Origin of the sequence: Streptomyces clavuligerus, assembly GCF_005519465.1 — a bacterium.
Taxonomy (GTDB): Bacteria; Actinomycetota; Actinomycetes; order Streptomycetales; family Streptomycetaceae; genus Streptomyces; species Streptomyces clavuligerus.
In genome coordinates this window covers 854,992-881,181 of sequence record NZ_CP027859.1, presented here as the reverse complement: position 1 = coordinate 881,181, position 26,190 = coordinate 854,992, and the positions used below count along the sequence as shown (strand labels likewise).

At 72.7% G+C, this 26,190-nt stretch carries 20 protein-coding genes; 6 read left to right on the top strand and 14 right to left on the bottom strand.

All coding sequences use genetic code 11. The features are described 5' to 3' along the window. Window positions 1–299: 299 nt before the first annotated feature. Complete coding sequence (locus CRV15_RS32065; RefSeq protein ID WP_003953119.1) at window positions 300–887, top strand: choice-of-anchor C family protein; 588 nt, start codon at window positions 300–302, stop codon at window positions 885–887. Window positions 888–1,040: 153 nt separating this feature from the next. Here CRV15_RS32065 and CRV15_RS32060 read toward each other — a convergent pair whose 3' ends face one another. Continuing rightward, a complete protein-coding gene (locus CRV15_RS32060) occupies window positions 1,041–1,703 on the bottom strand; it encodes a lysophospholipid acyltransferase family protein (protein ID WP_003963314.1) in 663 nt (220 codons plus the stop codon). A 243-nt stretch (window positions 1,704–1,946) separates the two neighbouring features. On the opposite strand from CRV15_RS32060, the gene CRV15_RS32055 reads away from it, so the two are divergent. After that, window positions 1,947–2,732: a dienelactone hydrolase family protein gene (locus tag CRV15_RS32055; RefSeq protein ID WP_003963313.1), complete on the top strand. Its 786-nt coding sequence runs from the start codon at window positions 1,947–1,949 to the stop codon at window positions 2,730–2,732. Between the two features lie 252 nt (window positions 2,733–2,984). Beyond that, window positions 2,985–4,076 carry a PLL family lectin gene (locus CRV15_RS32050; RefSeq protein WP_003953122.1) on the top strand — a complete coding sequence of 364 codons (1,092 nt, stop codon included), beginning with the start codon at window positions 2,985–2,987 and terminating at the stop codon, window positions 4,074–4,076. Window positions 4,077–4,204: 128 nt separating this feature from the next. Here CRV15_RS32050 and tpx read toward each other — a convergent pair whose 3' ends face one another. Beyond that, window positions 4,205–4,702 carry a thiol peroxidase gene (gene tpx, locus CRV15_RS32045; protein WP_003953123.1) on the bottom strand — a complete coding sequence of 166 codons (498 nt, stop codon included), beginning with the start codon at window positions 4,700–4,702 and terminating at the stop codon, window positions 4,205–4,207. A gap of 266 nt (window positions 4,703–4,968) precedes the next feature. On the opposite strand from tpx, the gene CRV15_RS32040 reads away from it, so the two are divergent. Beyond that, window positions 4,969–5,628, top strand: coding sequence for a tellurite resistance TerB family protein (locus CRV15_RS32040; RefSeq protein WP_003963312.1), 660 nt, complete (start codon window positions 4,969–4,971; stop codon window positions 5,626–5,628). A gap of 111 nt (window positions 5,629–5,739) precedes the next feature. Here the strand turns inward: CRV15_RS32040 and CRV15_RS32035 are convergent, their stop codons facing one another. From CRV15_RS32035 to CRV15_RS32005, 7 genes are all read right to left on the bottom strand, one after another. Then, window positions 5,740–7,026: an MFS transporter gene (locus CRV15_RS32035; RefSeq protein ID WP_106432069.1), complete on the bottom strand. Its 1,287-nt coding sequence runs from the start codon at window positions 7,024–7,026 to the stop codon at window positions 5,740–5,742. A gap of 145 nt (window positions 7,027–7,171) precedes the next feature. Then, window positions 7,172–7,741: an NUDIX domain-containing protein gene (locus CRV15_RS32030; RefSeq protein WP_003953126.1), complete on the bottom strand. Its 570-nt coding sequence runs from the start codon at window positions 7,739–7,741 to the stop codon at window positions 7,172–7,174. A 161-nt stretch (window positions 7,742–7,902) separates the two neighbouring features. After that, window positions 7,903–9,198, bottom strand: a complete 1,296-nt coding sequence (locus tag CRV15_RS32025) for an MDR family NADP-dependent oxidoreductase (protein ID WP_306584020.1) — start codon at window positions 9,196–9,198, stop codon at window positions 7,903–7,905. 5 nt (window positions 9,199–9,203) lie between these two features. Continuing rightward, window positions 9,204–10,187, bottom strand: a complete 984-nt coding sequence (locus CRV15_RS32020; protein ID WP_003963309.1) for a UbiA prenyltransferase family protein — start codon at window positions 10,185–10,187, stop codon at window positions 9,204–9,206. Continuing rightward, a complete protein-coding gene (locus tag CRV15_RS32015) occupies window positions 10,184–13,027 on the bottom strand; it encodes a PEP/pyruvate-binding domain-containing protein (protein ID WP_003953129.1) in 2,844 nt (947 codons plus the stop codon). The genes CRV15_RS32020 and CRV15_RS32015 overlap by 4 nt, the downstream gene beginning before the upstream one ends. Further along, complete coding sequence (locus tag CRV15_RS32010) at window positions 13,024–13,668, bottom strand: methyltransferase family protein (RefSeq protein ID WP_003953130.1); 645 nt, start codon at window positions 13,666–13,668, stop codon at window positions 13,024–13,026. The genes CRV15_RS32015 and CRV15_RS32010 overlap by 4 nt, the downstream gene beginning before the upstream one ends. After that, a complete protein-coding gene (locus CRV15_RS32005) occupies window positions 13,649–14,581 on the bottom strand; it encodes an AfsA-related hotdog domain-containing protein (protein WP_230864307.1) in 933 nt (310 codons plus the stop codon). Before CRV15_RS32005 ends, CRV15_RS32010 begins: the two co-directional genes overlap by 20 nt. A 385-nt stretch (window positions 14,582–14,966) precedes the next feature. On the opposite strand from CRV15_RS32005, the gene CRV15_RS32000 reads away from it, so the two are divergent. Beyond that, complete coding sequence (locus tag CRV15_RS32000) at window positions 14,967–18,968, top strand: FG-GAP-like repeat-containing protein (RefSeq protein ID WP_009999315.1); 4,002 nt, start codon at window positions 14,967–14,969, stop codon at window positions 18,966–18,968. A gap of 236 nt (window positions 18,969–19,204) precedes the next feature. Here the strand turns inward: CRV15_RS32000 and CRV15_RS31995 are convergent, their stop codons facing one another. Then, a complete protein-coding gene (locus CRV15_RS31995) occupies window positions 19,205–20,584 on the bottom strand; it encodes an MFS transporter (RefSeq protein WP_003963307.1) in 1,380 nt (459 codons plus the stop codon). After that, window positions 20,581–21,309 (bottom strand): helix-turn-helix domain-containing protein, encoded by a 729-nt coding sequence (locus CRV15_RS31990; RefSeq protein ID WP_003963306.1) that lies wholly within the window; start codon window positions 21,307–21,309, stop codon window positions 20,581–20,583. Before CRV15_RS31990 ends, CRV15_RS31995 begins: the two co-directional genes overlap by 4 nt. 131 nt (window positions 21,310–21,440) lie before the next feature. Between CRV15_RS31990 and CRV15_RS37600 the strand changes: the two genes are divergently transcribed. Further along, complete coding sequence (locus CRV15_RS37600; RefSeq protein WP_003963305.1) at window positions 21,441–24,632, top strand: helix-turn-helix transcriptional regulator; 3,192 nt, start codon at window positions 21,441–21,443, stop codon at window positions 24,630–24,632. A gap of 142 nt (window positions 24,633–24,774) precedes the next feature. On the opposite strand, the gene CRV15_RS31980 is transcribed toward CRV15_RS37600, so the two are convergent. The 3 genes from CRV15_RS31980 to CRV15_RS31970 form a co-directional block, all read right to left on the bottom strand. Continuing rightward, window positions 24,775–25,167: a hypothetical protein gene (locus CRV15_RS31980; protein WP_003953136.1), complete on the bottom strand. Its 393-nt coding sequence runs from the start codon at window positions 25,165–25,167 to the stop codon at window positions 24,775–24,777. A 215-nt stretch (window positions 25,168–25,382) separates the two neighbouring features. Next, a complete protein-coding gene (locus CRV15_RS31975; protein WP_003953138.1) occupies window positions 25,383–25,628 on the bottom strand; it encodes a hypothetical protein in 246 nt (81 codons plus the stop codon). Continuing rightward, window positions 25,625–25,870, bottom strand: coding sequence for a hypothetical protein (locus tag CRV15_RS31970; protein ID WP_003963304.1), 246 nt, complete (start codon window positions 25,868–25,870; stop codon window positions 25,625–25,627). The genes CRV15_RS31975 and CRV15_RS31970 overlap by 4 nt, the downstream gene beginning before the upstream one ends. Window positions 25,871–26,190 lie beyond the last annotated feature (320 nt).

The following is a 26,190-nucleotide window of genomic DNA, read 5'->3' as shown; positions in this document are numbered from 1 at the left end:
GTGTCCCGACCGCCCCGACCGCCCCGACCGCCCCGACCGCCCCGACCGCCCCGACCGCTGGGCGACCGAGGGCGGGGCGCGGCCCCGCAGCACACTACGGAACGGTATGTTCCCGCTGGTGGCAGCGGCTCTCCGGACTTCAACCGGCTTGTTGGAGCGCGTCTTCGCGCGCGCCTGGCGCGCACCCTGCCCGGCGCTCCCGCGCGCCGTTCGCACGCCTCCTCAGGGCTTGTGCGGCACGGCACGCTGATCGTGCTCGTGTCGTACGAGAGTCACACTTCATCCCTCGGGAGGCACACATGGTCGCGCGTCGCTTAGCGCTCGTTCTGGCGGCAGGAATGCTCGCGGCGGGATCGGGTACGGCGCTGGCCGCTCCGTCGGCCGCCGCACTGAGCCGTTTCGACAACGGGAGCTTCGAGTACCCGCTCGCCCCCGTGAACTCGTTCGCGACCCTGGCGGCCGGTCAGTCGCTCGGGCCGTGGAAGGTCGGGTCGGGGTCGGTCGACCTGATCGGCGCGGGTTTCTGGCAGGCCGCCGAAGGCAACCAGTCCGTCGACCTCAACGGCACTCAGCCGGGGGCCGTCGGGCAGACCTTCACCACGACGGCGGGGCGGGCCTACACGGTCACCTACGCGCTCGCCGCGAATCCGGGGGGCGGTCCGGCCCTCAAGACGGGCCGGGTCCTGATCGACGGTCAGAACGTGCAGGACTTCAGTTTTGACTCGACCGGCAAGACCATGGCCAACATGGGCTACATCAGGCGGCAGGTGACCTTCGTGGCCGGTGGCCCGTCGACCACGCTCGGCTTCGCGAGCACCGTCGCCGGTGCGTGGGGGCCGGTCGTCGACGATGTCCAGGTCCGTGTCAGTTGTGGCTGCGGCGACTGACGGACGGGCGCGTGGCGGGCCTCTGCGTGAGGCATGACGTCTGAGGCGTGACGTGTGAGGTGCCGGGCGGTGACGGTGGAGCTGGACGCCGTCACCGCCTTCCGGTGTTCCCGCTGATGTCGCTCCGCTGCCGATGCCGGGAGGTCCCGGACGTCACGAGGCCAGGGCCACGGGCTCACCGAGCTGATCGGCGGCGCTGCGCCAGGCGGCGGTGACGGCCCGGTGCATCGCCGCGGTGGCGTCCGGCAGCGTGGCGGGCAGCCGCACCGGCGCCCCCAGATGCACATGGACCCGGGGCCGCCGCACCGGCGCCGTGAGGAACCCGGCGAGCTGCTTCGCCCCGCTCCCCGAGCTGATGCGCCGCGCACCCGCCTGACCGAGGGGGACGACCTGTGCCCCGGTGGCCGCCGCCAGCCGCGCCGGTCCGGTGCGGAAGGGCTCGGGGGCCGCCTCGCCCGCGTCCAGGCGGGGCGGAATGCGTCCTTCCCCGTACACCAGGACACACCGTCCCTCGGTGAGCGCCGTCCTCGCCGCCTCCAGCGCGTCCGCCGCGCGGGCGGTCCTGCGGTGGACCGGGATATGGCCGTCGCGGTCGAGCAGCCTCCCCAGGACCGGTATGCGCCACAGACCGGCGGTGGCCAGGACGACGGGCTCGACCCCGATGCCCCGCAGGGCGGCGAGCACCACCCCGGGGTCCACGAGGGAGGTGTGGTTGGCGACGATGAGCGTGCCCGGCCCCGGAGCCGTCCGCTGCTCGCAGGTCACGGTCAGACGTCCGAGCACGGGGACGGCGGCAGCGGCGATACGACTGAGCATGGGAGCCTTCCGGGAACAGGTGTGCGGACCGGGCGCTCCCCATCCTTGCGGTGCGACGCGGCGCGGGCCTGAGCGTTCGTACTCATCTCTTCTGTACCATTCGCGCCTTTCCTCCTGTCGTGCCCGTGTGATCATGCGGTCCCGGCGTACGGTGAGTCACTGAGTCACTGAGTCACTGAGTCACTGAGTCAGGGGCCGAGCGGCCCCGCGGCCCGGAGTGCGGAGTGCGGAGGAGTGCGAACGATGGTTTCTGTACGCGGAACGACTGTGGACGTGCCCACGCCGGACGGCACGGCCGATGCCTATCTGACCCATCCCGACGGCCCCGGCCCGTACCCTGCCGTCCTCTTCTTCACGGACGCCTTCGGGGTGCGCCCGCAGTCGCGGAACATGGCCGACCGGATCGCCGCCTCCGGCTGCGCCGTCCTTGTTCCCAACGTCCTCCACCGCCATGGCCGGGCCCCGGTGACCGAGCTGCCGGACTTCATCGGTCCGGATGAGCGCGCGGGGGTCTTCTCGCGGCTCATGCCGCTCATGACGGATCTGACGCCGGAACGGGTCGTGAGCGACGCGGACGCGTATCTCCGCTGGCTGGCGGAGTCCCCGCTGACGACGGACGGCCCCGTCGCCCTCACCGGCTACTGCATGGGCGCGGGACTGGCCCTGCGGACGGCGACCGCGTTCCCCGGCCGGGTGGCCGCCGTCGCGGGTTTCCACGGCGCGCAGCTCGCCACGACCGAACCCGACAGTCCGCATCTGCTCGTCGACCGGCTCCGGGGGGTGGAGGTGTACTTCGCCCACGCCGACCAGGACCAGGCCATGCCGCTGGAGCAGATCGAACGGCTGGAACAGGCCCTCACCGAGGCGGGCGTCCGCCATCGCACCGAGGTGTACGCGGGCGCGCGGCACGGCTTCACCCAGGCGGACACCGCCGCGTACGACGCCGGGGCCGACGCGCGGCACTGGGCGGCGCTGCTGGGTCTCGTCGGCCGTGCTCTCGGGGTGGACGGGCGGTCAAGCGGAGGCTGAGATACCCGACTTGACAACCCTTGGCCGGTTTTATGGCTAGAAACAGCGCTCGACAAGTGATCGTCCGGCACGTCACGCTGCTGATCAGCGGCCTGGGGAGGCTGCTTTGGGGGGGACGCGCCACGTGTGGCGGGTGTGATGGCGATGGGGGTCGCTGTTTCTGTACTCAGCGATCCACGACGACCAGCCGACTCTGTGTGCGGCCCCGGGACTGTGAACCACCGTTCTCGAACCGGAAAGCAGGCTGAGACTGTGCGTAATCCAGAGGAAATCGGCAGGGGGACGACGGCGTCCGCACCGGAGTCCACCGGGCGGCAGGGAATGGACCGGCGGAGGATGATGTTCGCCGCCGGAGCGGTCGGAGCGGGCCTCGTGGGGCTCGGCTCCGGGCTGACGGGGCAGGCCATGGCCGCGCCCGCGGCAGCAGGGAAGGGCACGTCCGCGCGGGCGGTGGTGCCGCCCGCACCGGCGGCGGGAACCAGGAGCGCCGTGTCGTACTGGGGCTCGTCCGTCACGAGCCTGCGTTCGTACTACGGGTCTCTGGAGTTCTACGGCGTCACTCCCCATGACGAGCTGTACTACCGGATGCAGACCACGCCGAACGGCCCGATCGGCGGGTGGAGACGGCTGGACGGCACGGTGCGGTCCATCGCGGCCGTGAACAAACTGGACTCCGGCACCGAGCTGTTCGCGGTGGACCCCGCGGGGGAGGTCTGGCACCGCTGGCAGGACACCGCGAACCCGGCCGGGTGGTCCCCCTGGATCCGGTTCGACGGCCGGTTGAACTCCCTCACGGCCGTCCGGCACTCCCGCAACCGCCTTCAGGTCTTCGGCACCAACGCCACGCACGAGATCTGGAGCCGTGAGCAGGTGCAGTTCGGTGGCCCCTGGACCGGCTGGGGCCCGTTCGACGGGACGCTGGCGCATGTGTCGGCCGTGGTCAACGAGGACGGCCGGACCGAGATCTTCGGCGTGAACGCCCTGGGCGAGATCTGGCACCGCTGGCAGAGCAGCTTCAACGGCCCCTGGCAGCCCTGGCAGCGGATGCCCGGCCATCTGACGAACATCACGGCGGCCAAGAACCACGACTACCGGCTGGAGGTCTTCGGCACCGGCTTCGACGGTGAGATCTACAACAACTACCAGGAGCGGGCGGGAGGGACCTGGGTCGGGTGGCGGGCCTTCGGGGGGCGACTGACCCAGATGACGGTCGAGACCAACAAGGACGGCCGGCTCCAGATCTTCGGCGTCGGCGACACCGGCCAGATCTACACCCGGGCGCAGCGGTATCCGAGCGGCCCCTGGGGCGACTGGACCCACCTCGACGGCATCCTCCGGGCCTGACCCGGTGAGACCGGCCCGATCGATTCCGTTCGCCCGGTGGGCTGATGGGTGACGCCCGGGCCCCGCGGATGTCCTCCGCGGGGCCCGGGTGCCGGGCCGTACGTATGTGTACGGGTGGGCCGTACGGCTCAGAGCGCGGCGAGGGCGGCCTCGTAGTCGGGCTCGTCGGCGATCTCCGGGACGAGCTGGACGTGCAGGACGGTGTTGTCGGTGTCCAGGACGACGACCGCGCGCGCGGCGAGACCGGCGAGGGGGCCGTCCGCGAGCGCCACACCGTAGTCGGCGAGGAAGCCCGGGTTCCGGAAGGTGGACAGGGAGACGACGTTCTCCAGTCCCTCGGCACCGCAGAAGCGGGCCTGGGCGAAGGGCAGGTCGGCGGAGACGCACAGCACCACGGTGTTGTCGGCCTGCTGGGCCCGCGCGTTGAACTCGCGCACCGAGGACGCGCAGGTCGGGGTGTCGACGCTCGGGAAGATGTTGAGCACCTTGCGCTGACCGTCCCAGTCGCCGAGGGAGCGCTCCGCGAGCCCCGCGCCGACCAGCGTGAACGCGGGGGCGGCGGAGCCCTTCTCCGGCAGGGTGCCGCCGACGGTGACGGGGTTGCCCTTCAGCGTGACCTTGGACATGAACAGATTCCTCCTGACGAGTGCTGCGGCTGGACCTCGCGATCCTACCGACCGCCCGTGTGCCCCGGCCGCCCCGAGTCCACCCGTTGGCACACCGGCACGCCACGGCGGATCGGATCTGGGCTGGATCAGGGCCGGATCTGGGCTGGATCAGGGCCGGGCCAGGATCGGATGCAGGATCGGATCACGCCGTCGCCGTGGTGCGGAACCAGCCGGGCGCCGTGTGCGTTCTCCTGGTTGACGCGTGACCGAGCGCGTCCGTGGGAATGGCAACGATACGCAAGGCCGAGGTGGCACCAGTGGCGATGTGGGACCGGATCAAGGACCAGGCGGCCAAGGCTCTCCAGCAGCAGATGCAGGGGGGAGCCGGCTCGGGCCATGGACACAGCGGGCACGGCGGGCACGGTGGACATACCGGGCACGCGGGGCCGGGCGCGATGGGCGGCGCCCCGGGCGCCCCGGGCGGGGCGGCCGGGAAGGGCGGCCCCAAGGACCAGCTCGTCGGCCTGCTCAAGACGCAGCTCGACTCGCTCAAGACCGAGCTGAAGAGCGGGGCGTTCCGTGACGCCAGCATGGCGCTGTGCGCCCTGGTGGCCGCTGCCGACGGGCATGTGGACCCGAGCGAGCGACAGCACGTCGAGTCGCAGATCACGTCGAACAGCGTGCTCCAGAACTTCCCGGCGGACCAGCTCCGCAGCCGGTTCGGCAAACATGTCGACCTGCTGATGACCGACTTCGCCCGGGGCCGGACGGAGGCGTTCCAGGAGGTGGCCAAGGTGGCCAAGAAGCCCGCCGAGGCCCGTGCCGTCATCCAGACCGGCATCGTCATAGCCGGGGCCGACGGCTGGATCACCCCGGCCGAGGAGCAGATCCTGCGCGAGGCGTGCACGACCCTCGGCCTGTCCTCGGCGGAGTTCGGCATCTGACAGCACCCGGCTCCCCGGCCCGCGCTCGGTGACGGCATCCGGGGATCGCCGGTGCCGTCGCAGCCGGAAGGGACGGGGGCCGGGGCGGTCCTGGACCTGTGGGCCTCCCGGTCACTCCTTCCCGGCGCGGGGCGCGCGGGCGAGCAGCAGGGCGACCGTCAGGGCGGCCACGGTGAAAACGGCGGTGAAGAGCATGCCCGCGTCGCGCAGGCCGAGAGGGAGCGAGAGGGCGCCGACGCCCACGATCGGCAGCGAGATGCCGACGTAGGCGACGACGAAGAAGGCCGAGATGGTGGCGGCCCGGTGGGCGGGCGGGGCGGCGGAGCCGACCGAGGTGAGGGCCGCCCGGAAGGCGAGCCCCTGGCCGAAGCCGCCGATGAGCGCGCCCGCGAGGAGCAGGGGCAGCGATTCGGCCGCGAGGGAGCCGCCCACCAGGAGCAGCCCGGCGACGAGGACGAGACACCCGGTGGGCAGGGCACGCCGTACCCCCAGTCGGCCGGTCAGCGACTGTCCCAGGGTCGAGGCGAGGAAGACGGAGAAGACCACGGCCCCCGTCACCGCGTGGTTGCGTTCGCCCAGCGTCTCGGAGAGGAAGGCGGGGGCGACGGCGGTGAAGAGGCCGAGCAGCGCGAAACCGGTGAACGCGGCGGTCGCGGCGGGGACGAAGACGCCCCGTACGCCCGGGGGCACCGCCACGCTCCGGGGCCGTTCACGCGGGCGGCGTTCCCGTCGGCGGTCCTGCCGCCGGTGGTCCGGGCGGGCGCGGTCCGTGCGGCGGGCGCGGTCCACGGTCTCCGGCAGGGCGGCGGCGAGGGGCACGACAAGGGCGAGCAGCGCCAGATGGGCGAGGAACGGGGTCCGCAGCGGCGCCGGGGCGTACTGGGCGAGCACCCCCGCGAGCAGCGGTCCGCAGCCGAGGCCGCCCATGTTCGCGGCGGTCGCGGCGAATCCGGCGCGCTTCTCCCCGCCGGGCGGCGCGAGTTCGAGTACGGCGGCGGTCGCGGCGCCGCTGAGCAGCCCGGCGGAGACGCCGGAGGCCGCCCGTCCGGCGTACAGGAGCGGCAGTCCGCCCTCCAGCAGGAAGCACAGGTCGCTCGCCGCCGAGCAGCCCAGGGCGAGCAGCAGGACGGGGCGGCGGCCGAACCGGTCGGAGAGGTCGCCCGCGAACAGCAGGGTGCCGATGACGGAGAGGCCGTAGACGGCGAAGACAAGGGTCACCGTCAGTTCGGAGAAGCCCAGCTCGGCACGGTAGAGCCCGTAGAGCGGCGTGGGCAGGGTCGCCCCGGCCATCCCCACGGCGAAGACGAGGGCCGCGGCCCGGTATCCGGGACGCACGCCGCCGTGTCCCGGCCGGGCCGGGTGCCCCGCACGGGCGGTGCGACGAGGTGGACCGGCCATGCGGTCACCGTACGGCGCCGGGGGGCGGGTGCGCCGCCGTCCGGGGGGTACGGCGCGTGCGGCGGGACCGGGTTGGGCCATCCGGCCCCGGCCCTCCCACCTCGCGCGAGTCCGGTGCCCGGGGGCGGAGCGGCGGACCCGCGGGTCATCCGAGCGGCGGCGACGGCGCCGCCGAGCGAGGGCGTCCCCCGTGCGCGTAGTGGGTCAGGTGCGACCGTCCATCGGGAACGAAGGGCCAGTCGGGGTCGTTCAGCCGGGTCATCAGCTCGTGCCAGGGGAGCCACCAGCCGTCGGCGATCTCGGACCGCTGGTGGACGATCGGGCCGTGGACGTCCGGGTCGTGGCGCGTCTCGTACAGATGGGCCAGGTAGTTGGTGTGCGCGTCGGTGTACCAGCGGCGTGCGACCGGGCTGAGCGCACAGCCGCGCAGGCCCAGCTCCTCGGCCAGCTCCCGCTCGGCGGCGGGGAGCGGGACCTCTCCGGCGGTGATCACTCCGCCGATCCAGACGTCGATGAGGCCGGGGTAGAGATCCTTGCTCTCGGTGCGCCGGTGCACGTACACCCGGTCGGCGGCGTCGCGGAGCAGGATCTTCACGGCCGCGTGCGGCAGGTTCCGCGCTCGCACCGTGCTCCGGGACTCGGTGCCGGTCACCCGGCCGGGTACCTCGTCCTGGGCGTAGAGGTCGACGATCTCCTCCGTGGTCGGCTGCTCCATGCTTGCGGGTCCTTCCTTGCGCGTGGTCGCGGGCGGTTCGCGTGGTCGTGGGGGGTGCGGGCGGTGCGGGTGGTCCAGTGGCGCGGGCGGCTCGCGTGGCGGGTGGTCCGCTGGTGCGTGGGCGTGCGGTGGTGCGGGTGGTGGGCGGGTCGGTCCGGGGCTCAGGTCGGTTCCACCAGTACCGTGCCGAGGTGGCGGCCCGCCAGCAGATCGCGCAGGGCGGCGGGGGCCCGGTCGATGCCGGTCAGCCGGACATGGGGGAACGTGAGCAGGCCCGTGCGGAGACCGGCGCTGAACTCCTCCTCCCAGCGTTCGACGTCCGCGCCGTGGTCGGCGGCCGAGAGACCGCTCACCGTGATGCCCCGGGAGCAGAGCGCCAGGGTGTCGAGGGCGGTCACGGTGCGCGTGCCGCCACCGGCCTGACCGGCGAGGGCTCCCACCACGACGAGCCTGGCGCGCCTGCGGGCCAGGGCCAGCGCGGCCCGGAACTGCTCGCCGCCCACCGTGTCCACCAGGACGTCGACCCCGTCCGGGGCCGCCGCGCGGAGCTGGTCCTCGATCGGTCCCTCGCCGCGGACCAGCACGGTGTCGAAGCCCAGCCGGTCCGTCAGATGGTCGGCCTTCCAGCGGGAGCCGGTGGTGCCGATCAGCCTGCCCGCACCGCGCAGCCGGGCGAACTGCCCCGCGATACAGCCGACTCCGCCCGCCGCGCCGGTCACCAGCACGGTGTCGCCGGGCTCGATCCGGGCGGCCCGGTCCACCGCCAGCCAGCCGACGAACCCCTGGGAGAGACAGGCCGCGGGGTCGGGCCAGCGGGCCGGGTCGACACGCCGGACCTGCGCGGCGGGCAGCAGGGCGTACTGCTGCCAGCCGAGGTCATGACGGACCAGGTCACCGCTGCGGAGGGAGGTGCCGGGGGCGGCGATCACCGCACCGAGGGCGGTGCCGCGCAGTGGTTGCCCCGGCTGGTACGGGGCCATCGGCAGAACCTGCTCGTCCGCCATCAGGGTGCGGGTGGCGGCCCCGATGCGCAGCACCAGATTGCGCACCAGCACCTGCCCCGCCGCCGGGGGCCGCAACGGCGCCCGCACGATCTCGAAGTGCTCCGGACGGGGGTCCCGACCGGGCCGGGCGGCCAGCCGGACCTCGCGGTAGGTCGGGGGCAGCGCCCCGCTCCCGACCTCGTGCACGCTCCCGACCTCGTGCACGCTCCCGACCTCGTGCACGCTCCCGACCTCGTGCCCGCTCCCGACCTCGGCCCCGTTCCGGACCTCGGGCACGGTCGCCGCGCCGACGCCGTGCACGCTCCCTGTCTCGTGCCCGCTCCCGATCTCGTGGACGGTCGCGGTCCCGGCACCGGGCGCGGCGCCGATGCCGTACACGGTCCCGGCCCCCGGCGCCGGGCCGTCCCGGTGGCGCGCCCCCGGTCCCGGCGCCCTCCGCGGGCGTCGTCGCATCGCGCTCATCCCCCCACGCCGGGCCGGACCACCGCGAGCGCGGCCACGAACACCCCGAGATAGCACCAGGCCAGAAAGCCCATGGCAGGACCGGGCGGCCAGGTCGGTGTGCGTCGGCCCGTGAACCGTTCGGCCCCGCCCCAGATGAAGCCGAACGCCGTCAGCGGCAGCCATCCCGCCAGCGCGGCGGCCCCGTTCAGCTCCCAGGGGCGGATCACCGCGAGCGCGATCCCGAGGGCCGCCACCGCGCAACCGACGGTGAGGGCGACCGAGGCGCGCAGGCCGACGGCGTTCGAGTAGAGGGTGGCGCCGGGCACCTTCCGCGCGCCGGTCTTGCGGGCGAACTCGTAGTGCATGAACGTGCAGGCGCACAGCACGGCCGCGAGCAGCGCGTCCGTCGCCGGTCCGGTACCGGTGGCCTCCCGGAACGCGAGCCAGACATGCACACTGAGCAGTGCCTGCACCGGGTAGCTCACCAGCAGATTGACGAAGATCCGCTCCCGGACCACCGCCGACCAGCGCTCCAACCGGACGAGGAAGCAGATATAGGCGAGGTCCACCGCCATCAGCAGGGCCAGCGGCCAGGAGAACCAGGCGTTCAGCGCGAGCTGCGCGACGACGATCAGCGCCATGACCGCGCGCAGTTCCGCGACGTCGATCGCCCCGCGGGGCAGCGGCCGGTCCGGGTTGTACCGCCGGTCGTACTCCAGGTCCTTCTGCTCGTCCACGACCCGGATGAACAGCAGTGCCAGATAGACGGAGACGATCTCCGCGAGGAGCGGGGCGCCGAGCCGCCAGCCGGCCGCGGGGTTGAGCACCGCCAGGGTGCCCTGGAGGGCCAGTACCCACAGGACCGCGTAGGTCACATAGACCCGGGCCGGTGCCCGTTCGGCGAAGAAGGCGGACAGCCGTGGCACGCTGCGGGCCAGGGAGACGGGCCCCCGGTGCGCGGGCGGGTGGAGCGTCGGGTCCGTCGTGGGGGAGGTCATGCGCTGTCCTCTGCAAGGATGGTCACGGTGCCGGCCGCGCCGTCGATCTCGACGCGGGCGCCGTCCGGGATACGGGTCGTCGCGTGCTGGAGCGCGACAATGGTCGGGATGCCGAACTTGCGTCCGGTGATGGCGGTGTGGGACAGCAGGGTGCCGCGCTCCACCACGATGCCGCGGGCCGACAGCATCAGGAACAGCCAGCCGGGGTCGGTCTCCCGGGCCACGAGGATCATGCCCTCGCCGGGTTCGCGCAGCTCGTGCGGGTCGACCACGACGCGCGCGGTGCCCCGTACCACTCCGCTGCTGGACCCCAGCCCGTACAGCGTGCCCTCGCCGACGGTGCCGGACGCGGGCTCCGGCAGCCCGTCCAGGACGGGGCCCATGGTGACGAAGTCCATCGGCAGCTCGGCGCCCCTGGCCCGGTACTCGGCGCCGCGCACCGCCACCAGGCCGCGCAGATCGTCGGTGACCGCGGTGCCGTCGTAGGTGCCGAGGATCTCCTCCTCGGTCAGATGGACCACGTCGTCGGCGGAGTCCAGGAGGCCGCGGGCCGCCAGATCGGCGCCGAGCCTGCGATAGACGGAGCGGCCGAAACTGAACAGTTCACTGCGGTTGTAACGGGTGTTCTCGCGGATGTCGACGTACCGGCGCTGCCCGGCGACCAGGGCGCGCAGGACCCTGCGGCGCAGCGGACGGCGGGCGAGCAGCGCCCGCAGCCGTTCCTCGGCGGCGTCGCGGATGCCGGTCTCGCGGGTGCGCAGCATCGTCCGGGTGACATCGCCGCGCGCGTACTCCGCCGCCATGTGCAGGAGCTGCGAGGGCTGGTCGCGCGGCAGCAGGACTTCGAGCTTCAGCTCCTGGAGGCCCCGGTCGCCGTGCAGGTCCCCATGGGTGCGCAGCCGGTTGGCGAGTTCCGTGCCGTAGGCGCCGCTGTCGACGTCCCGCCAGACCTCCTCGACGGGTTTGGTGGCGAGGGCGTCCAGCAGCTCCGGGGTGGCGCGCACCCGTTCGGCGATGTCGATGACCGACATCAGGATCACGACGCTGCGGTTCTCGTCGCCGCCGCACAGCAGATCGCTGTGGAGGCCGGGGTCGGCGTCCGGCAGCCAGCGTTCGAACAGCCGCAGCGCCAGTGTCTCGTGGATCTGGAGCAGGATGTCGTTGACCAGGGTGATGCCCCAGTGGCTGCCCGCCTCGCGCCACAGCGACCGCATCAACTGGACGAGCTGGAGCGGGTCGGCGGTGGCGGCGGCCCTCCGGTGCTCGGTGATGGTCCCGTGCCACCACCGTTCGAACCGCCGGGCCGCCGGGACGTGAAGGGCCCAGCGCACCGCGAGACGCAGCAGGGCCGCCGCGGTGGCGGGCAGGCGGTCGGCCGGTTTCAGCAGGGGGGTGGGCGCGATATGGGTGACCGACGGGGACATGCCCATCATGCGCTCGAAGCTGTTCCGCCACAGCGGGAAGGTCCTGCTGAGGCCGTGCAGGACGTACCAGGCGCTGAGCGAGTAGTAGACCCGGCCGCGCAGCAGCCCGATCATTCCCCTCAGCTCGTTCTCGTGCCGGTCGAGCAGATCGCGCGGGACGCCGAGCTTGCGGTAGAAGTCGTGGAAGTCCTCGCGGTAGAAGTGCTGGGCGAAGGAGTAGGTCAGGGCGGTGGTGACGCCGGGGTAGCTCTCGGTGATGTTGGCGTTGCTCCACAGCCGCTGGCGGTCGAGTTCGAGCACGACCGGACGGGCCTGGAGCAGATGCAGGGCGCCGTCGGCGGTGAACGTTCCCTCGATGTCCTGCGGGCGGCCGAACAGCTTCTCGATCCGGTCGCCCGCCGCGACCACCTGGCGGATCTGCTCGTCCGTCAGCGCCGGCAGGTCGCGCAGCTCCTCGGGCACCGCCGACAGACGGGGGCCGTCGGCCATGCGTTCCGTCCCGGGCGCCGCCGCGCGTTCTGCCGCATGCTCTGTCGCGCGTTCCGTTTTGCGTCCCGACCCACATTCCGTCCCGCGTTCCGTCCCGGGCTCCGCCTCGGGTACTGGCCCGGGCTCTGTCATGCGCTCCGTCTTGTGCGCGATGACCGCGCGTACGGTGTCATCGCGGCGCGAGATGAAGTAGTGGTCGACGGGGACCTTCTCCTGGACCACCCCTTCGCCGATTCCCAGACCGGCGGCGAGCACCCGATCGCGGGCACCCGTCAGCGGATCGCAGGTGAACAGCACGAAGGACCGCTGGCCGAATCTCATCCGCTGAACGCCGACAGCGACCGCGAACCCCCGCTGCGCGCTGCCCCGGGCGGCCCGGTACAGGAGTGCCTGCGAGCCGAAGCCCGAGGCCCAGCACTGCTTCACCCGGTCCAGCAGCTCGGCCCGGGTCACATAGAGAAAGCTGTCACTGATACCGGCGAACGCGTCGTCCGCCGAGTCCTCGCCCTGCTGGCCCGCCGTCCCGACGACCGAGGAGCGGACCGAGACCACGGCGTCGGCCCCGAACTCCTGGTCGAAGGTCCGGTACAGAAGGCGTTCCACATCCTCGGGCACCGGCGCCCGCAGGACCAGTTCTCTGAGCGCCGCCGCCGTCTCCTCGACCGACGAGGCGTCCGCCGGGTCCAGCCGGTCCAGCAGGGCGTCGATCTCGGCGCGCACCGGGCGCAGGACGCGGGTGAACACCGTCGCCGACAGACAGAAGAAGCGGGGTACGGGCAGTCCGGCCCCGGCCATCCGCGCCTGCCGCGCGAACTTGGGACCCACCGCCGACGCGTTCAGCAGCGCCCGCCCGCGCACGACGGCCGCGGGCCGGGAGCGTGTGAAGGGGAGTTTCCGTGTGAAGGGGAGTTTCACGGAGCGTTTCACCACACCCAGGGGATGATGCGGCGGTGGGACGCCGCATAGTCGGAGTAACCGGGAAGGCGGAGCAGCATCCGCTCCTCGACGAGGATGCGCACCACGAGCGTCGGGAGCAGGACCATCAGCGCCGCCGCGCTGACGGTGTTGAGGAAGAAGAGCACGAACACCACATGGGCCAGCGCCATGCCGAGATACGCCGGGTGCCGCACCCAGCGGTACGGGCCCGTGCGGACGATCCGGTGGTCGTCGAGGGCGCGCACCCGGTGCGAGTAGAAGCGGCCGAGGGTGCGGATCGCGGACAGCCGCACGGCCACGGCGGCGGCGAAGACCACCGGCACCGCGAGCATCCAGGGGTGGTAGGTCTGGTTGTCGGCGGGCAGCAGACAGGCGGCGGCGACGGTGGCCGCGCGTGCGGTGGCGTACACATAGATGGTGCCGCGGTCGGTGGCGGTCTCCGTGGACGTCGAACTGCGGACCGTCGTCCAGGTCTCCAGCAGCAGCCACAGCAGATGCAGCCCGGCGAGCACCACGGCCACGCGTTGCCAGGGGTTGGACCAGTCGAGCACCCCGCGCAGCACCGCGGTCGCGGTCGCCGCCACACAGACGCCAAGAATGACGAGCGGATATTTACGCAGAATCCAGTGCATGGACGCCTTCCGGGGAATGAGCCGGGTGCGGAACCGGAACCGGAACCGGAACCGGGTGCGGGGCCGGGGCCGAGTGCGGGAGTGGGTGTGGGAGCGGAACCGGGAACCGGTGGAGATCGGTGAGCAGCGGCATCACCTCAAGGAACTGCCTCTTCTCGATCCGGGCGGCCCGCCTCTCGTCCATCACGACCATGTCCATCGAGCCCGACGCGGCGGTGACACCCGCCTGCACCACATCGCAGTGGCCTTGGAAGCGCAGCCAGTCCGGCCCCTTCCGCACCAGGTTCTCCGCGCGGTACTCGATCAGGGCGGGGAGGGGGAGGAGGAATTTGCTGAACGATGTTTGCAGCGAGTTGAGGATGAACCGGCGGGAGACCCCGGTGGGGCGCAGCAGATACCGCTCGCCGACCGCCAGTGACATCTGCCGGACCAGTTCGGTGATCACCATGCCGGCCACATGGGCGCTGGGCGCGTGGTCGAGGACCATCTCCTGCCGGTCGGAAATCCGGAAGGACGCCCGGAAAAGATTCTCGTCGACCCGGTGCAATCCCGCGACGAGCACATTCTCCGGATTGTGCTTGTGCACCTCGGAGTGGCCCAGTAACTCGGGCATCGGGATATCCAGGAGGATCGACTCCGGCAGCCCGAGTCGACGCAGCTCACCGCGGACGATTCCTCGTTCGTACTGTTCGATGCCCTGGCCCGGTACCAGGGTCGGCCAGGGCTCGCGCACCTGCCCGTCCCGCAGGCCGGAGAGGAGCTGGGACAGGGACATCAGATGAGGGGAGGGAGAACTGCCCGCCAGATGGTCACCGACGATGAAGACGACTTTCTCGGAAAGACCTTTCCCAGAAAGGTCTTTCTCGGTCATGGCTTTCTCGGTGGTGACGTGTTCCTCCACGGGTGGTACCACAGCGGCCCTCCTTCGAACGGTGTGTGGTCCCGGGCTTGATGCGGGCTGCGCGGAACGGAGACGGTGTGTTCGGCGCAACTGTGAGTCACGAAACTCTGAGCCCCGATTCTGTTGACCGGGTCTTGCGCTCCGCTGGACGGGACGCTTGCACTGCGCGAACACGCGCTCCGGGTCCTGCGCCGCTCGCCGACGCGCGGGCGGGCGGCTCGGTCGCATGGGTGGGGGTGTCCCGGGCGTGGGTACCTTTTTCGCAGGTCGGGACAGTTCGTCGGGCGCGGTGGACTGTACAGGTGTGCGGGGCATAGACCTTGGGCGACATGACCACCCCCCAGCCAAAGGGCGTTCGATGAGACGAGATCCGGGAACACCGCGACAGCGGTGGACCGTGCCCCAGAGACCCGCGGCGTTCACGGCCGCAGCGCACGGGTCCGAGCCACAGCACCAGGACCCGCGGCAGCACCAGGGCACGCGGCAGCACCCGCCCGCGCCCCGGCAGGCGGCCTCCGCACGGCGCGGCCTCCGCGCGCTCGTCGTCGCCCTGGTGACCGGGGCGCTCGCCGCCGGAACGGTGAGCGCCGCGGCCCAGCCGACAGCCCACCGCACAGCGGCCCACCCCACAGCGGCCCGGCCGACGACAGCCGCGCAGCCGACCGCAGCTCAGCCCGGCGCCGCGCAGCCGACCGCCGCGCCGCGTCCCGCCGCCGCCCCCGTGGGCGGTGGCCCGCCCACCGACGGACTCTTCTACCTCCAGAGCGTCGGCGGCGGATACAAGATCTCGGCCGGACCCCCGCTGTTGAACACCCACCGACCCAAGGGCGACGAGGACCACCAGCAGTGGTCCTTCGAGGCGTCCGCCTCAGGCACGTTCAAGGTCAGGAACCCGACCCGGGACAACCAGTGCATGGCCCGGATCTCCGAACCCGAGGGCGCGCGCCTCGCCGTCCGCGACTGCGCGGCGGCGGCCACCGACTGGACCGTCCAGCGGGAGGCGGGGGAGCGGTACCGCATCAGTGTGCCGGGGACGCAGGAGTTCCTGCGGAGCGCGCACGAGGGCGGGCCCGTGACCTTCGAGAACGCGCGGACGCGACCCGCGATGACGGAGGCGGACGCCCACTCCGAGCCGCAGACCCCCGAGAAGCTCCAGGCCCGGGAGGCATGGCAGGCGTACCACGACCACATCGCGTACACCACCTGGTACATCACGCCGATCCTCCCGGCGCGCGGCCATATGCCCGAGGACCCGACGTTCGACCAGCTCACCTTTCTCACCACCCACAACGCCTTCTACAACCAGGACGACGCCAACGGCGCCGCGCCGATGCCCAGCCAGCCCAACTCCATCCGGACCCAGCTCGACAACGGGGTACGGGCGCTGATGCTCGACGCGTACGACTTCAACGGCCGGGTCCGGATGTGCCACGGGGCCTGTCTGCCGACCTCCCAGCCCATGTCGGACGTCTTCGGAGCCATCGCCGACTTCCTGAAGGCCAACCCGCGTGAGATCGTGACGGTCTTCGTCCAGGACGAGTCCAGCTACAACGAGCTGAACGCCGAGGTCGGGGACGATCTCGGCCCCGGCGGCCAGCTCCACGGCCTGGTGTTCGACCCGGACGCGGAGCCCTGGAAGGTGGCGGAGCGGGGCTGGCCCAAGGTCTCCCGGATGATCGCCGAGAACAAGCGGCTGCTGCTGTTCAGCGATGTGAACGACGCCGACAAGAACCGGCTCGGCTTCGCGTTCGGACGGGACTGGACGGCCGAGAACTACTGGTCCATGGGCGCCGGTATCGGCAACTCGAACTGGAGCTGCTACAGCCGCTGGGGCAATGTGCCCCTCTCCCGCGAGGAGAGCAAGTTCCGCCGGCTGTTCGTCATGAACCACTTCCGGGACGCGGCGGGCGACATCACCTCCGGCATCGACAACCAGAAGGCGCTCGACCGCGCCCAGCGGTTCTGCTCGCCCGCCGCCCGCAAGAAGCCGAACTTCCTCGCCGTCGACCGCTATCAGACCGGTGACCCGATGAGCGCCGTCGACGCGCTCAACACGTACACCTACCACGGTGACACCCCGGGCTACGGCGGCGTCCCCGACCTCCAGGGCGGCAACTGGACGGTGCCGCGGCTCACCGTGATGCCGCTCGGTGACTCGATCACCGAGGGCGCGGGCAGCTCCACCCGCTCCAGTTACCGCGCCGCGCTCCATCCGCGGCTCGCCGCCCGCACCCCGGCGCTGGACTTCGTGGGCTCGCAGAAACACGGACAGCTCCCGGACACCGACCACGAGGGCCACTCCGGCTGGCTGATCGAGGGGCTTTCCGCGAACATCGACACCTGGATGGCCGCCGCCCGGCCCAATGTCGTCCTGCTGCACATCGGCACCAACGACATGGACCGCGACCACCAGGTCGCCACCGCCCCGGCCCGGCTGGCCGGGCTGATCGACCAGATCATCGCCGCGTCCCCGGCCACCACCGTGATCGTCGCAACGCTGGTGCCCTCCACCTCACCGGCCGTACAGGCACGCGTCAACGCGTACAACACGCAGATCCCCCGGATCGTCGCCGAGCGCCGGGCCGTCGGGCACAAGGTGGAGCAGGTCTCCATGTCGGCGCTGACCACGGCCGATCTGAGGGACCGGCTGCACCCGAACGACGCCGGCTACGTCAAGATGGCCGACGCGTTCTACGGCGGGATCGAACGGGCCGCGCGCGCGGGCTCGATCAGCCCCGAGGTGGTCGTCCGCCCCGCCCCGCCCCGTTCCGGTTTCGGTGACTACCAGGTCGACCTGAACGCCGACCGCCGCGCCGACTACCTCGTCGTCGAGGCCAACGGGGCCGTGCGCGCCTGGCTCAACAAGGGCGGCGACGGCCGCGGCGGCTGGACCTCGGCCGGGACCGTCGCCACCGGCGTCGGTGTCCCCGGCGGGCGGATACGGTTCGCCGACCTCAACGCCGACGGCTACGCCGACTATCTGGCGCTCGACGCGAACGGCGCCGTCCGGGCCTGGCTCAACAAGGGCGGTACCGGCGTCGCGGGCTGGAACGCCGCCGGACAGATCGCCACGGGTGTCGGTGTCCCCGCCGAGCAGGTGCGCTTCGCGGACCTCAACGGCGACGGCTACGCCGACTACACCACCGTCGACACCCGGGGCGCGGTCCGGGCCTGGCTGAACCAGGGCGGTACCGGCGTCGCGGGCTGGACGGAGGCCGGTCTCATCGCGACCGGTGTCGGTGTCCCCGCCGAGCAGGTGCGCTTCGCCGACGTCAACGCCGACGGCTACGCCGACTATGTCGTGGTCGACGCCAACAGCGCGGTCCGGGCCTGGCTCAACAAGGGTGGCACCGGCGTCGCGGGCTGGAACGCCGCCGGACAGATCGCCTCCGGCGTCGGCGTGCCCGGCTCCTCGGTGCGGTTCGCCGACCTGAACGCCGACCGGCGCGCCGACTATGTGGTCGTCGAGGCCAACGGGGCGGTGCGCGCCTGGCTGAACAACGGCGGCGACGGCACCGGCGTGGGCGGTGGCGGCTGGACCTCGGCCGGAACCATCGCGACCGGCGTCGGTGCCCCCGCCGGACGGGTGCTGTTCGCGGACGTCGACGCCGACCGCCGGGACGACTACCTGGTCGTCGACGCGAACGGCGCGGTCCGGGCCTGGCTCAACAACAGCGCCGCCCCGGCGGGCGGCTGGACGGAGGCCGGACAGCTCACCGCGGGCGTGGGCGCCACGGGCGACCAGGTGCGGTTCGCGGATCTGAACGCCGACGGCCGCGCGGACTATCTGATCGTGGACGCGAACGGTTCGGTGCGCGCCTGGCTGAACGAGGGCGGTGACGGCAGTGGCGGTTGGACCCCGCTGGGTCTCTACGCCTCCGGTGTCTCCGGTGTGACCGGCGCCCAGGTGCGGTTCGCCGACGTCAACGCGGACGGGCGCGCGGACTATCTGGCGGTCGCCGCCGACGGTTCGGTCCGCGCCTGGCTCAACCAGGGCGGCAACGGCAACGGCGGCTGGGGCAGCGGCACCACCCTCGCCTCCGGTGTCACCGGCGCCACGGGCGACCAGGTGCGGTTGGCTGATCTGAACGCCGACGGCCGTGCGGACTATCTGATCGTGGACGCGAACGGTTCGGTGCGCGCCTGGTTCAACAACGGTGGCAACGGCAACGGGGGCTGGTCCCCGCAGGGCGTCTACGCCCCCACCGTCGGCGCGAGCGGCGGTCAGGTCCTCTTCGCCGAGGTCAACGGCGACGGCCGCGCGGACCATCTGGCCCTGGCCGCCGATGGCTCCGTACGGGCCTGGTTCAACAACGGCGGCGAGCTGAGCGGCGGATGGTCCGCCCTCGGCACGATCGCCTCCGGCGTCGGAGCCCCGGCGAGCCAGGTCCGTATCTAGCGACATCCAGCGATCTCCAGCGATCACGGACCCCGACGCGCGAGGGGTGGAGGAGGCCCGCAGGCGGCCCGCCTGCGGGCCTCCTTCCTGCAACGGAAGCGAACGGAACGCACCGGAACGAGCCGAACGGAACGAGCCGAACGGAATGAGCGGAGCGGAATGAGCGGAGCGGAGCGGAACGAGCGGGAACGGACGGCGAAGCGGAATGCGGCGGGGCCGGGCCGGAGCACCCTGCGTCAGTCCGGTGCCGCAGGGGCGGCGCTCCCCCCGGACGCGGCGGCAGCGGGTGAACGGTCGATCGCGCGCCACTCCGGCCGCAGCCCGGTCAGACTGGTCGTCAGGACATACAGCACCCCGCTCACCACCAGCACCGGCAGCAGCCCCGCCGCCGTCACCACCGCTCCCGCGAGCAGCCCGCCGAGAGGCATGCCCGCCCAGGCCACCGCGTCCCCCAGCGCGTTGACCCGGCCCAGCATCCGGCGCGGCACCCGTTCGAACCAGACCGCGCTGAGGATCGGATTGAGGAAGCCCGCGCCGAAGCCACTGACCACGAACACGGTGAGAACCGCGCCGGTCGGCGCCCCGTCGGCAGTGAGGATCAGAAACCTCGGCGCCCCGGCGAGCAGAAAGGCGGTGAAGAGCACCACCCGTCGGGGCAGCCGGTGCGCGACCACCGCCGCCAGCAGGCTCCCGCCGATCGCGGAGGCCGCGGAGGCCCCGGTCAGCAGCCCGATCAGCGCGGGCCCACCGTCACTCTCCGCCGCCCAGAGGGGAAGCAGGACGGTGCTGAACGCCGAGTCGAGCAGATTGGTGACACCCACCATCGACACCATCATGAACAGCAGCCGGTCGCTGCGGAGGAAGGCGCACCCCTCGGCGAACTGCCGCCAGTAGCCCGCCGCTGCTGCCTCCGCCGGACGCCCGCCCGTGTCCGCGCCTGTACCCGTACCCGTACCCGTACCCGGGTCCGTGCCTGGGGCCGCGTCGGGTGCCGGAGGCCCGTCCGCCGCCGCGCGCCCCATCCGCCGGGGCAGGACGAGTGCGACGAGCACCGCCCCGAGGGCGAAGCAGACGGCGTTCACGAGCAGCCCGGCCAGCGGGCCGGTCAGGGTGATCAGCACTCCACCGGCCACCGGCCCGACCGTCGCGGCCAGCCTCTCGACCACCCCGGAGAGTCCGGTCGCCCGCTCCAGCGGCACCCCGGCGCGCTCGGCGGCCTCCGGCACCATGACCTCCTTGGCCAGGTCACCGGGGCCGCGCGCCACACCGATCAGCGCGACGAGGAGCAACAGCAGCGGGAAGGAGAGCAGATCCAGGGCGTGCCCCAGCGGAACGAGCAGCGCCGCCGCCGCGCTGGCGAGGTCCATGACCCAGGAGACGGTACGCGGACCCACCCGGTCCACCAGGGGACCGGCGAGCGCCATGGCCAGCACATAGGGGGCCAGCTCGCAGAACGCGACCAGCCCCATCCGGGTCGGGCTGCCGGTGGTGACGAGGACGAACCAGGGCAGGGCGAGCGCCGAGATCCGTGTGGCGGTCACCGAGACCGCGAGGGCGGCGAGGACACCGACCAGCGGGCGTAAGGAACGGCGGCGGTCGGCGGTCCGCTCCGTCACCTCGGCTCATCCCCGTCCCCGTCCCCGTCCCCGTGCCCGTCCCCGTTCCCGTGGTCCGGAGGGCCGGCCGGGTCGGCCACTGCGTCGGCCGCGATGTCGACGGTGCCCGGTTCGGGCAGCAGATGCAGGATCACCGAGACCCGCTCGGCGCCCTCGGGGGTGGCCGCCCCCGGCAGATCCTGCCGGTAACGGTCGACGACGGCCTGCAACTCCTCCCCCAGGGCGGTGGCCTCCTCGGGGGTGAGCCGCAGCAGCCAGTCACTGATGTCCAGGCTCTGCCGCCAGGCGCGTGGCATCGTGTCCAGCCCGTCGAGGACCTGCCGGGTGCGCCGGGCGTAGCCGGAGGCCACGGAGTGCAGATACGCGAGCGTGGCCTCGGGCTCCCGATCGGCCAGCTCCCAGTCGGTGAGCGAGGTGGTCCGGTGCACCGAACGCCACCAGCGCTCACGTGCGTTGCCGCGCTCCGTGTCCTCCTCGACGAAGCCCGCCGCACCGAGGCGGCGCACATGGTAGCTGGCGGTACCGGAGTTGACGCCCAGCCGCTCCGCGAGCCGGGTGGCCGTCGACGGTCCGTGTCTCCGGAGCTGTCCGAGGAGCCGTACCCGTAGGGGATGGGCCAGGGCGCGCAGCCCCTTGGCGTCCAGGACGACCGACTCCGGGTCGGGCCCCGCCCCGGCGGGTCCCTCGGGCTCACCGCTCGATGTACTCACGTTCGATGCGCTCATGGGGCGCACCCTAGACTCCCAACAGTTCTTTGCAAAGACTTCTTCGCAAAGAGTTCTTGGCGAACGAGCCCATGGGGAGGAGGAGTTCCGCGTTCTTTCTTTTCTCCCTGGTGGCAACGTGATCGCTTCCGATGCCGTCCTTCTATCCGGCGCTCCGCAACGGGAGGCTGTTCGGATATCGGACGAAGGATATCGATGACGGGACCCATGGAAGGCACACCATGCACTTGCCGTTAGGAGCGGGACGGGACAGCGCCCTGGACGAGGGGGAACGTTCCGCCACGGCCGCCCTGGCCGGGCGCGGCCGATGGCTGCTGCTGTACGGGGACGTCGGCGCGGGACGGTCGGCGCTCCTCACGGAGATCCTCCGGCGGGAGACGGCCACGGACCGCCGGGGAACGGCACCGGCCACGGCGACCCGCACGGCCCCCACGCAAAACCGGAACCGGAACGAGAGCCGGGACCGGAACCGGAATCACGGGCCGGCGTACGGCGGGCCACACGGCCGGACACCCGCCGGGGCGACGCAGGGCGAGGCACCTGGCGGGGCAGCCGCCGGACCCCCTGGCCGGATGCAGATCCTGAGCACCCGCGCCGTCCCGCAGGAGGCGGGCTTCGCGTTCTCCCTCCTGCGGGGCCTCTTCCCCGAGGGCGTCCTGCTGCCCTTCGGCGAGACGGGCCCCACCGTGGAACAACGCCTGTTCCACCGGCTCACCGGACATGTCGCCGCGCTCGCGGCCCGGCGCCCCCTGCTGCTCGCCGTCGACGACGCCGACCTGGCCGATCCGCCCTCCCGCCGCTGGCTCGGCCATCTCTCCCACCGGCTGGCGGACCTCCCCGTACTCCTGCTGCTCACCGCCTGCGCGGACCCACGCCCGTCCGGCGCCGACACCCCCGGCGCCGATCTCGGCGCACGGCTGTGCGGCGACACCGGAACCGCGCTGCCGCTGTCCCCGCTCGGCCCCGGGGCCGCGGCCCATCTGTTCCGCCTGTGCTCCGGAACCAGCCCGACCAGCCCGACCAGCCCGAACGGCACGGGTGGCACAGACCGCACGGGTGGCAAGGACGGCATGGACGGCAAGAAGGGCATGGACGGCGCGGACCGCGACCTGCTCGCCGCCGGAGCGGGCAACCCCCTGCTGCTGGACGCCCTCGCCCGCCGCCCCCGACCGTCCGGCTCCTGGCCCGGCGGCCCCCTCGGCACACCCTACCGCACGGCCCTCGCCCGCTGGCTGCGGAGCCCGGCGGCACCGGAGCGCCGCCCCCTCGCCCTCGCCCTGGCCCTCCTGCCCCCGGGCACCATCGACCCCCCGGCCGCCGGAGACCAGGAACCCGCCCTCACCACCGACTTCACCGCCGCCCTCACCGGCCTGCCCCCGGACCGGCTCCCCGCCGCCCGCCGCCACCTCGCCGAGCTGACCCCCATGCTCGCCCTGCCCTCCGTCCGCGAAGCCGTCCTCGCCACCGCCGACCACCACGAACTCCCCTTCCTGCGCCACCGCGTCGCCCACGCCCTCTACCGGCACGGCGGACCGGCGTCCGACATCGCCCCCCTCCTCCTGGACACCCCGCAGACCGGCGCCCCCTGGATCGTCCACACCCTGGAGGAAGCAGCCGAGCACGCACTGCGCACAGGCGCGCCCGACCACGCCGCCCGTATCCTGCGCCACGCCCTCGGCGGACCTGTCGCCCCGGCCCGCCACTGCTCCCTCACCCTGCGCCTCAGCGCCCTCGACATGCTCCACTCCTCCCGGAGCGGCATCCGCCGACTCCACGAGAGCCTGCAACGCGCCGACTGCCACGACCCCTGCGCCGTCTCCGAGGCCCTGAGCGGAGCACTCGCCGCGCAGGGACACGTCGACACCGCCATCCGGGTCCTGGAGGACACCGGCCGCACCATCGACGACGAACAGCTCACCGCCGTCGTCAGGGTCGGCGTCGCCGCGCTCGCCAGCCAGGACGCCCGCACCTGGCACCACGCCGCCGACGAGATGCGCACCCTGGCCCCCCACGCGCCCGAATCCGTCGAACCCCTCGTCTGCGCCCTGCTCACCATCCACGAGGGCGGCACCGGAAGGATCGACGCGCACACCGCCGTCCAGCGCGTCACCGCCCGCCTCCACGCCCCCGTGCACCCCCGGCTGCGCACCGCGTTCACCGCCGGGGCCGCCGCCGTCCTCGAATGGGCCGACCACCTCGACGAGGCGCGCGGCCTGCTCGCCCGTGAACTCCCCGCGCTGCCCGCCCTGCCGGTGGCCCTGGACCTCACCAGCCAGGCCCATCTGCACCTGTTCACCGTCCACGCCACCGTGGAACGGAAACTCGGCCGGTTCCGGCACCTCGTCGACCGGCTGACCCCGCTCCTGGACGGGGTCCGCGACCCCGCCGTCCGACTGCCCTATCTCCGCGCCCTGACCGCGCACGCCTGGCACGAACTGGGCCGTACCGACCTGGCTCACCGCCACCTCGACGCGCTCGGCGCCTTCGACGAGCCCGGCGTCTCCTGGGAGTGGGAGGAAGTCCTCCACACCCGGGCCCGTATCCACCTCGACAGCGGGGAGTGGCAGCAGGCACTCACCGCCTACCGCAGATGCGGCGAACGGCACGCGGTCCGAGGCTTCGTCAACCCCGTGGGCCAGCCCTGGCGCTCGGGCGCCGCCATCGCCCTCGCCCACCTCTCCCGGCACACCGAGGCCCGTGCCCTCGCCGACGAAGGACTCCGCTACGCCCACGCCTGGGGCACGCCCCGCCACATCGGCACCGCCCTGCGCGCCCGCGCACTGACCCTCGGCGGGCGGGAACGGCTGGAGACACTGGAGGAGGCCGCGCGCGTCCTGGGCACCGCCCCGGCGCCGACGGAGCTGATCGAGACCCTGACCGACCTCGGACGGGCACAGATCGTCTCCGGCCGGCGCCGCAAGGGCCGCGAGACGCTGCGCGACGCCCAAGGGCTCGCCCGCACCCTCCTCCCCGCCGCGCCCGGCCCCGCGACCGATGTCCTGTCGACGGGCGCCGGGCCGCTCACCCCGCGCCTCGTCGCCCTCGTCGACGCCGCCCTCCGCGCGTCCGAGTCCGGCCGCCCGTGCCGCCGCACCGACCCCTCTCCCGCCCTCCTGCCGGTCGACGAACTCACCTCGGCGGAGCGCCGGATCGTGGAACTGGCCGTCCAGGGCCTGACCAACGACCAGATCTGCGCCAGCCTGCACCTGGCCCGCCGTACCGTCGAGTCCCATCTGACGAAGGCGTACCGCAAGCTGGGGGTGACCCGGCGCACCCAGCTCGCGACCCGGCTCGCCGTGGGCGCCGCGACCACCGGCCGTTGAGGGCACCCGATACATGTCTGCCCGCCGCAGCGGCTCACTGCGGCGGGCAGACACCAGGACCACCACCGGTCCGGGGTTTCTGACGCGTGGGGGCGTCCGGCCGGTGGTGGATTCCGCCCGGACGGTCGCCCGGCGGAAACCGTCAGGTGAACGGTCCACGAGTGGTGAGGATGACGTGCTGTTCGCCGTCGCCGTCGTAGCCGACGCGAGCACACCAGTACCGGGCGCCGCCGTCCATGCCGTGGTCGGTGGTGTAGTCGCCCTTGGCGGTCCACTGCCAGGCCCCGCCGAGGTAGCCGTAGGGGCCCGCCTGGTGGGGGTTTCTGTTGTAGAGCGCGACATAGTCGTCATCGCCGACCGAGCCGGAACGGGCGCCGTGGAGCCGCGCCCTGCCGCCCTCGTTCCCCACACCGCACGAGTCGTTCAGGACCGTCTGTTCATACGCCGGGGCGACGGCCGAGGCCGGGCCCGCGAGCGGGAGCAGCGCGACGGCGGTGACCGTGACGGCGGCGGCCCGCATGCGTTCGGTCACCATGGGAGAGGCCCTTCTGCGGGGTGGTCGTTCCGGCGTGGACCCGTTTGGCGGGTGCGGGCTGTGAGTTCAGCTTCCGCCCCGCGCCGCCGTGTGACCATCGTGGAAATCCACGGTCCGCAGCGCACCGCCGTTCCGGTCCGCATCGGCTTCCATCCATGCCCGTGCCCGTGCCCGTGCCCGTGCCCGTGCGAGTGCCGGTGCCCGGGCCCACGGCCTCACGGCGGCGGAATGAGACGAACGGCCGTCACCCGCAGCACGGTCTGGCTCACGTAGTAGACGACGAGTGCACCGGCGACCACGGCCTGTCTTCGGTCCTTCTCCCCGTTGACGGCCCGGGACCGGTGGCCGTACGGGTCCCGGCCCAGGGTCCGTTCCATCGCGGCCCGGAAGTCACCCGGCGCGTTCATCTGCCGCAGCACCGCTTCGGCCACCGAGGCGTACGCGATCCGGTAGCGGTTCACGCGGCCCCCTGGTCCTCCGCCCGGAGCCGGGCGAAGACGTCCTCGTCGCCCGGCTCGGACGCGATCCGCACGATCCAGTCCCGTACGACGTGCTCGACGGTGAGGACGTTCGCCGCGAGGACCTCCGCCACGAAACGCTCCCGCTGCTCGTCCGGCAGCGCGTCACGGATGCCCGCGACGGTGGCGGGGACGTCGATCCGTTCACCGTCGTGGACCGTCCACAGCCTGTCGCCCTCGGCCATCGCGGGCACCCCTCTCCTGGTGGTCTCTCCTGGCGGGAACGCGGCCGGCCGCCCGCCTCACTCGGCGGGCGGCCGGCCGGTGCCCGGGTCGGGTCCCACGGTGCCACGGCACGGAACCGCTCGCGGGGAAGGCGTGGCCGGGCGGGCGCGGCTTCCTCACAGCCCTCGTCGCCGTTCTGCCGCCGTTCCGCCGCCGTACCGCCGTTCCTCGTTCCTCGTTCCGGTCACCTTCGAGGAACAGTGGCTCGTCAAGGGCGAGTCGACGGGGTTCGGTTCGGCTGTCCGCTGGTCCGGGGCGGCGGTGCGATCCTCAAGGCCAC

Bases quoted from the DNA above. Each gene is read 5' to 3' on its own strand.
- CRV15_RS31970 (WP_003963304.1), bottom strand. From the start codon at position 25,870: ATGGCCGAGGGCGACAGGCTGTGGACGGTCCACGACGGTGAACGGATC.
- CRV15_RS32040 (WP_003963312.1), top strand. From the start codon at position 4,969: ATGGCAACGATACGCAAGGCCGAGGTGGCACCAGTGGCGATGTGGGAC.
- CRV15_RS31990 (WP_003963306.1), bottom strand. From the start codon at position 21,309: ATGAGCGCATCGAACGTGAGTACATCGAGCGGTGAGCCCGAGGGACCC.
- CRV15_RS32010 (WP_003953130.1), bottom strand. From the start codon at position 13,668: ATGCACTGGATTCTGCGTAAATATCCGCTCGTCATTCTTGGCGTCTGT.
- CRV15_RS32030 (WP_003953126.1), bottom strand. From the start codon at position 7,741: ATGGAGCAGCCGACCACGGAGGAGATCGTCGACCTCTACGCCCAGGAC.
- CRV15_RS32060 (WP_003963314.1), bottom strand. From the start codon at position 1,703: ATGCTCAGTCGTATCGCCGCTGCCGCCGTCCCCGTGCTCGGACGTCTG.
- CRV15_RS32025 (WP_306584020.1), bottom strand. From the start codon at position 9,198: ATGCGACGACGCCCGCGGAGGGCGCCGGGACCGGGGGCGCGCCACCGG.
- CRV15_RS31980 (WP_003953136.1), bottom strand. From the start codon at position 25,167: ATGGTGACCGAACGCATGCGGGCCGCCGCCGTCACGGTCACCGCCGTC.
- CRV15_RS32055 (WP_003963313.1), top strand. From the start codon at position 1,947: ATGGTTTCTGTACGCGGAACGACTGTGGACGTGCCCACGCCGGACGGC.
- CRV15_RS32035 (WP_106432069.1), bottom strand. From the start codon at position 7,026: ATGGCCGGTCCACCTCGTCGCACCGCCCGTGCGGGGCACCCGGCCCGG.
- CRV15_RS37600 (WP_003963305.1), top strand. From the start codon at position 21,441: ATGCCGTCCTTCTATCCGGCGCTCCGCAACGGGAGGCTGTTCGGATAT.
- tpx (WP_003953123.1), bottom strand. From the start codon at position 4,702: ATGTCCAAGGTCACGCTGAAGGGCAACCCCGTCACCGTCGGCGGCACC.
- CRV15_RS32065 (WP_003953119.1), top strand. From the start codon at position 300: ATGGTCGCGCGTCGCTTAGCGCTCGTTCTGGCGGCAGGAATGCTCGCG.
- CRV15_RS32020 (WP_003963309.1), bottom strand. From the start codon at position 10,187: ATGACCTCCCCCACGACGGACCCGACGCTCCACCCGCCCGCGCACCGG.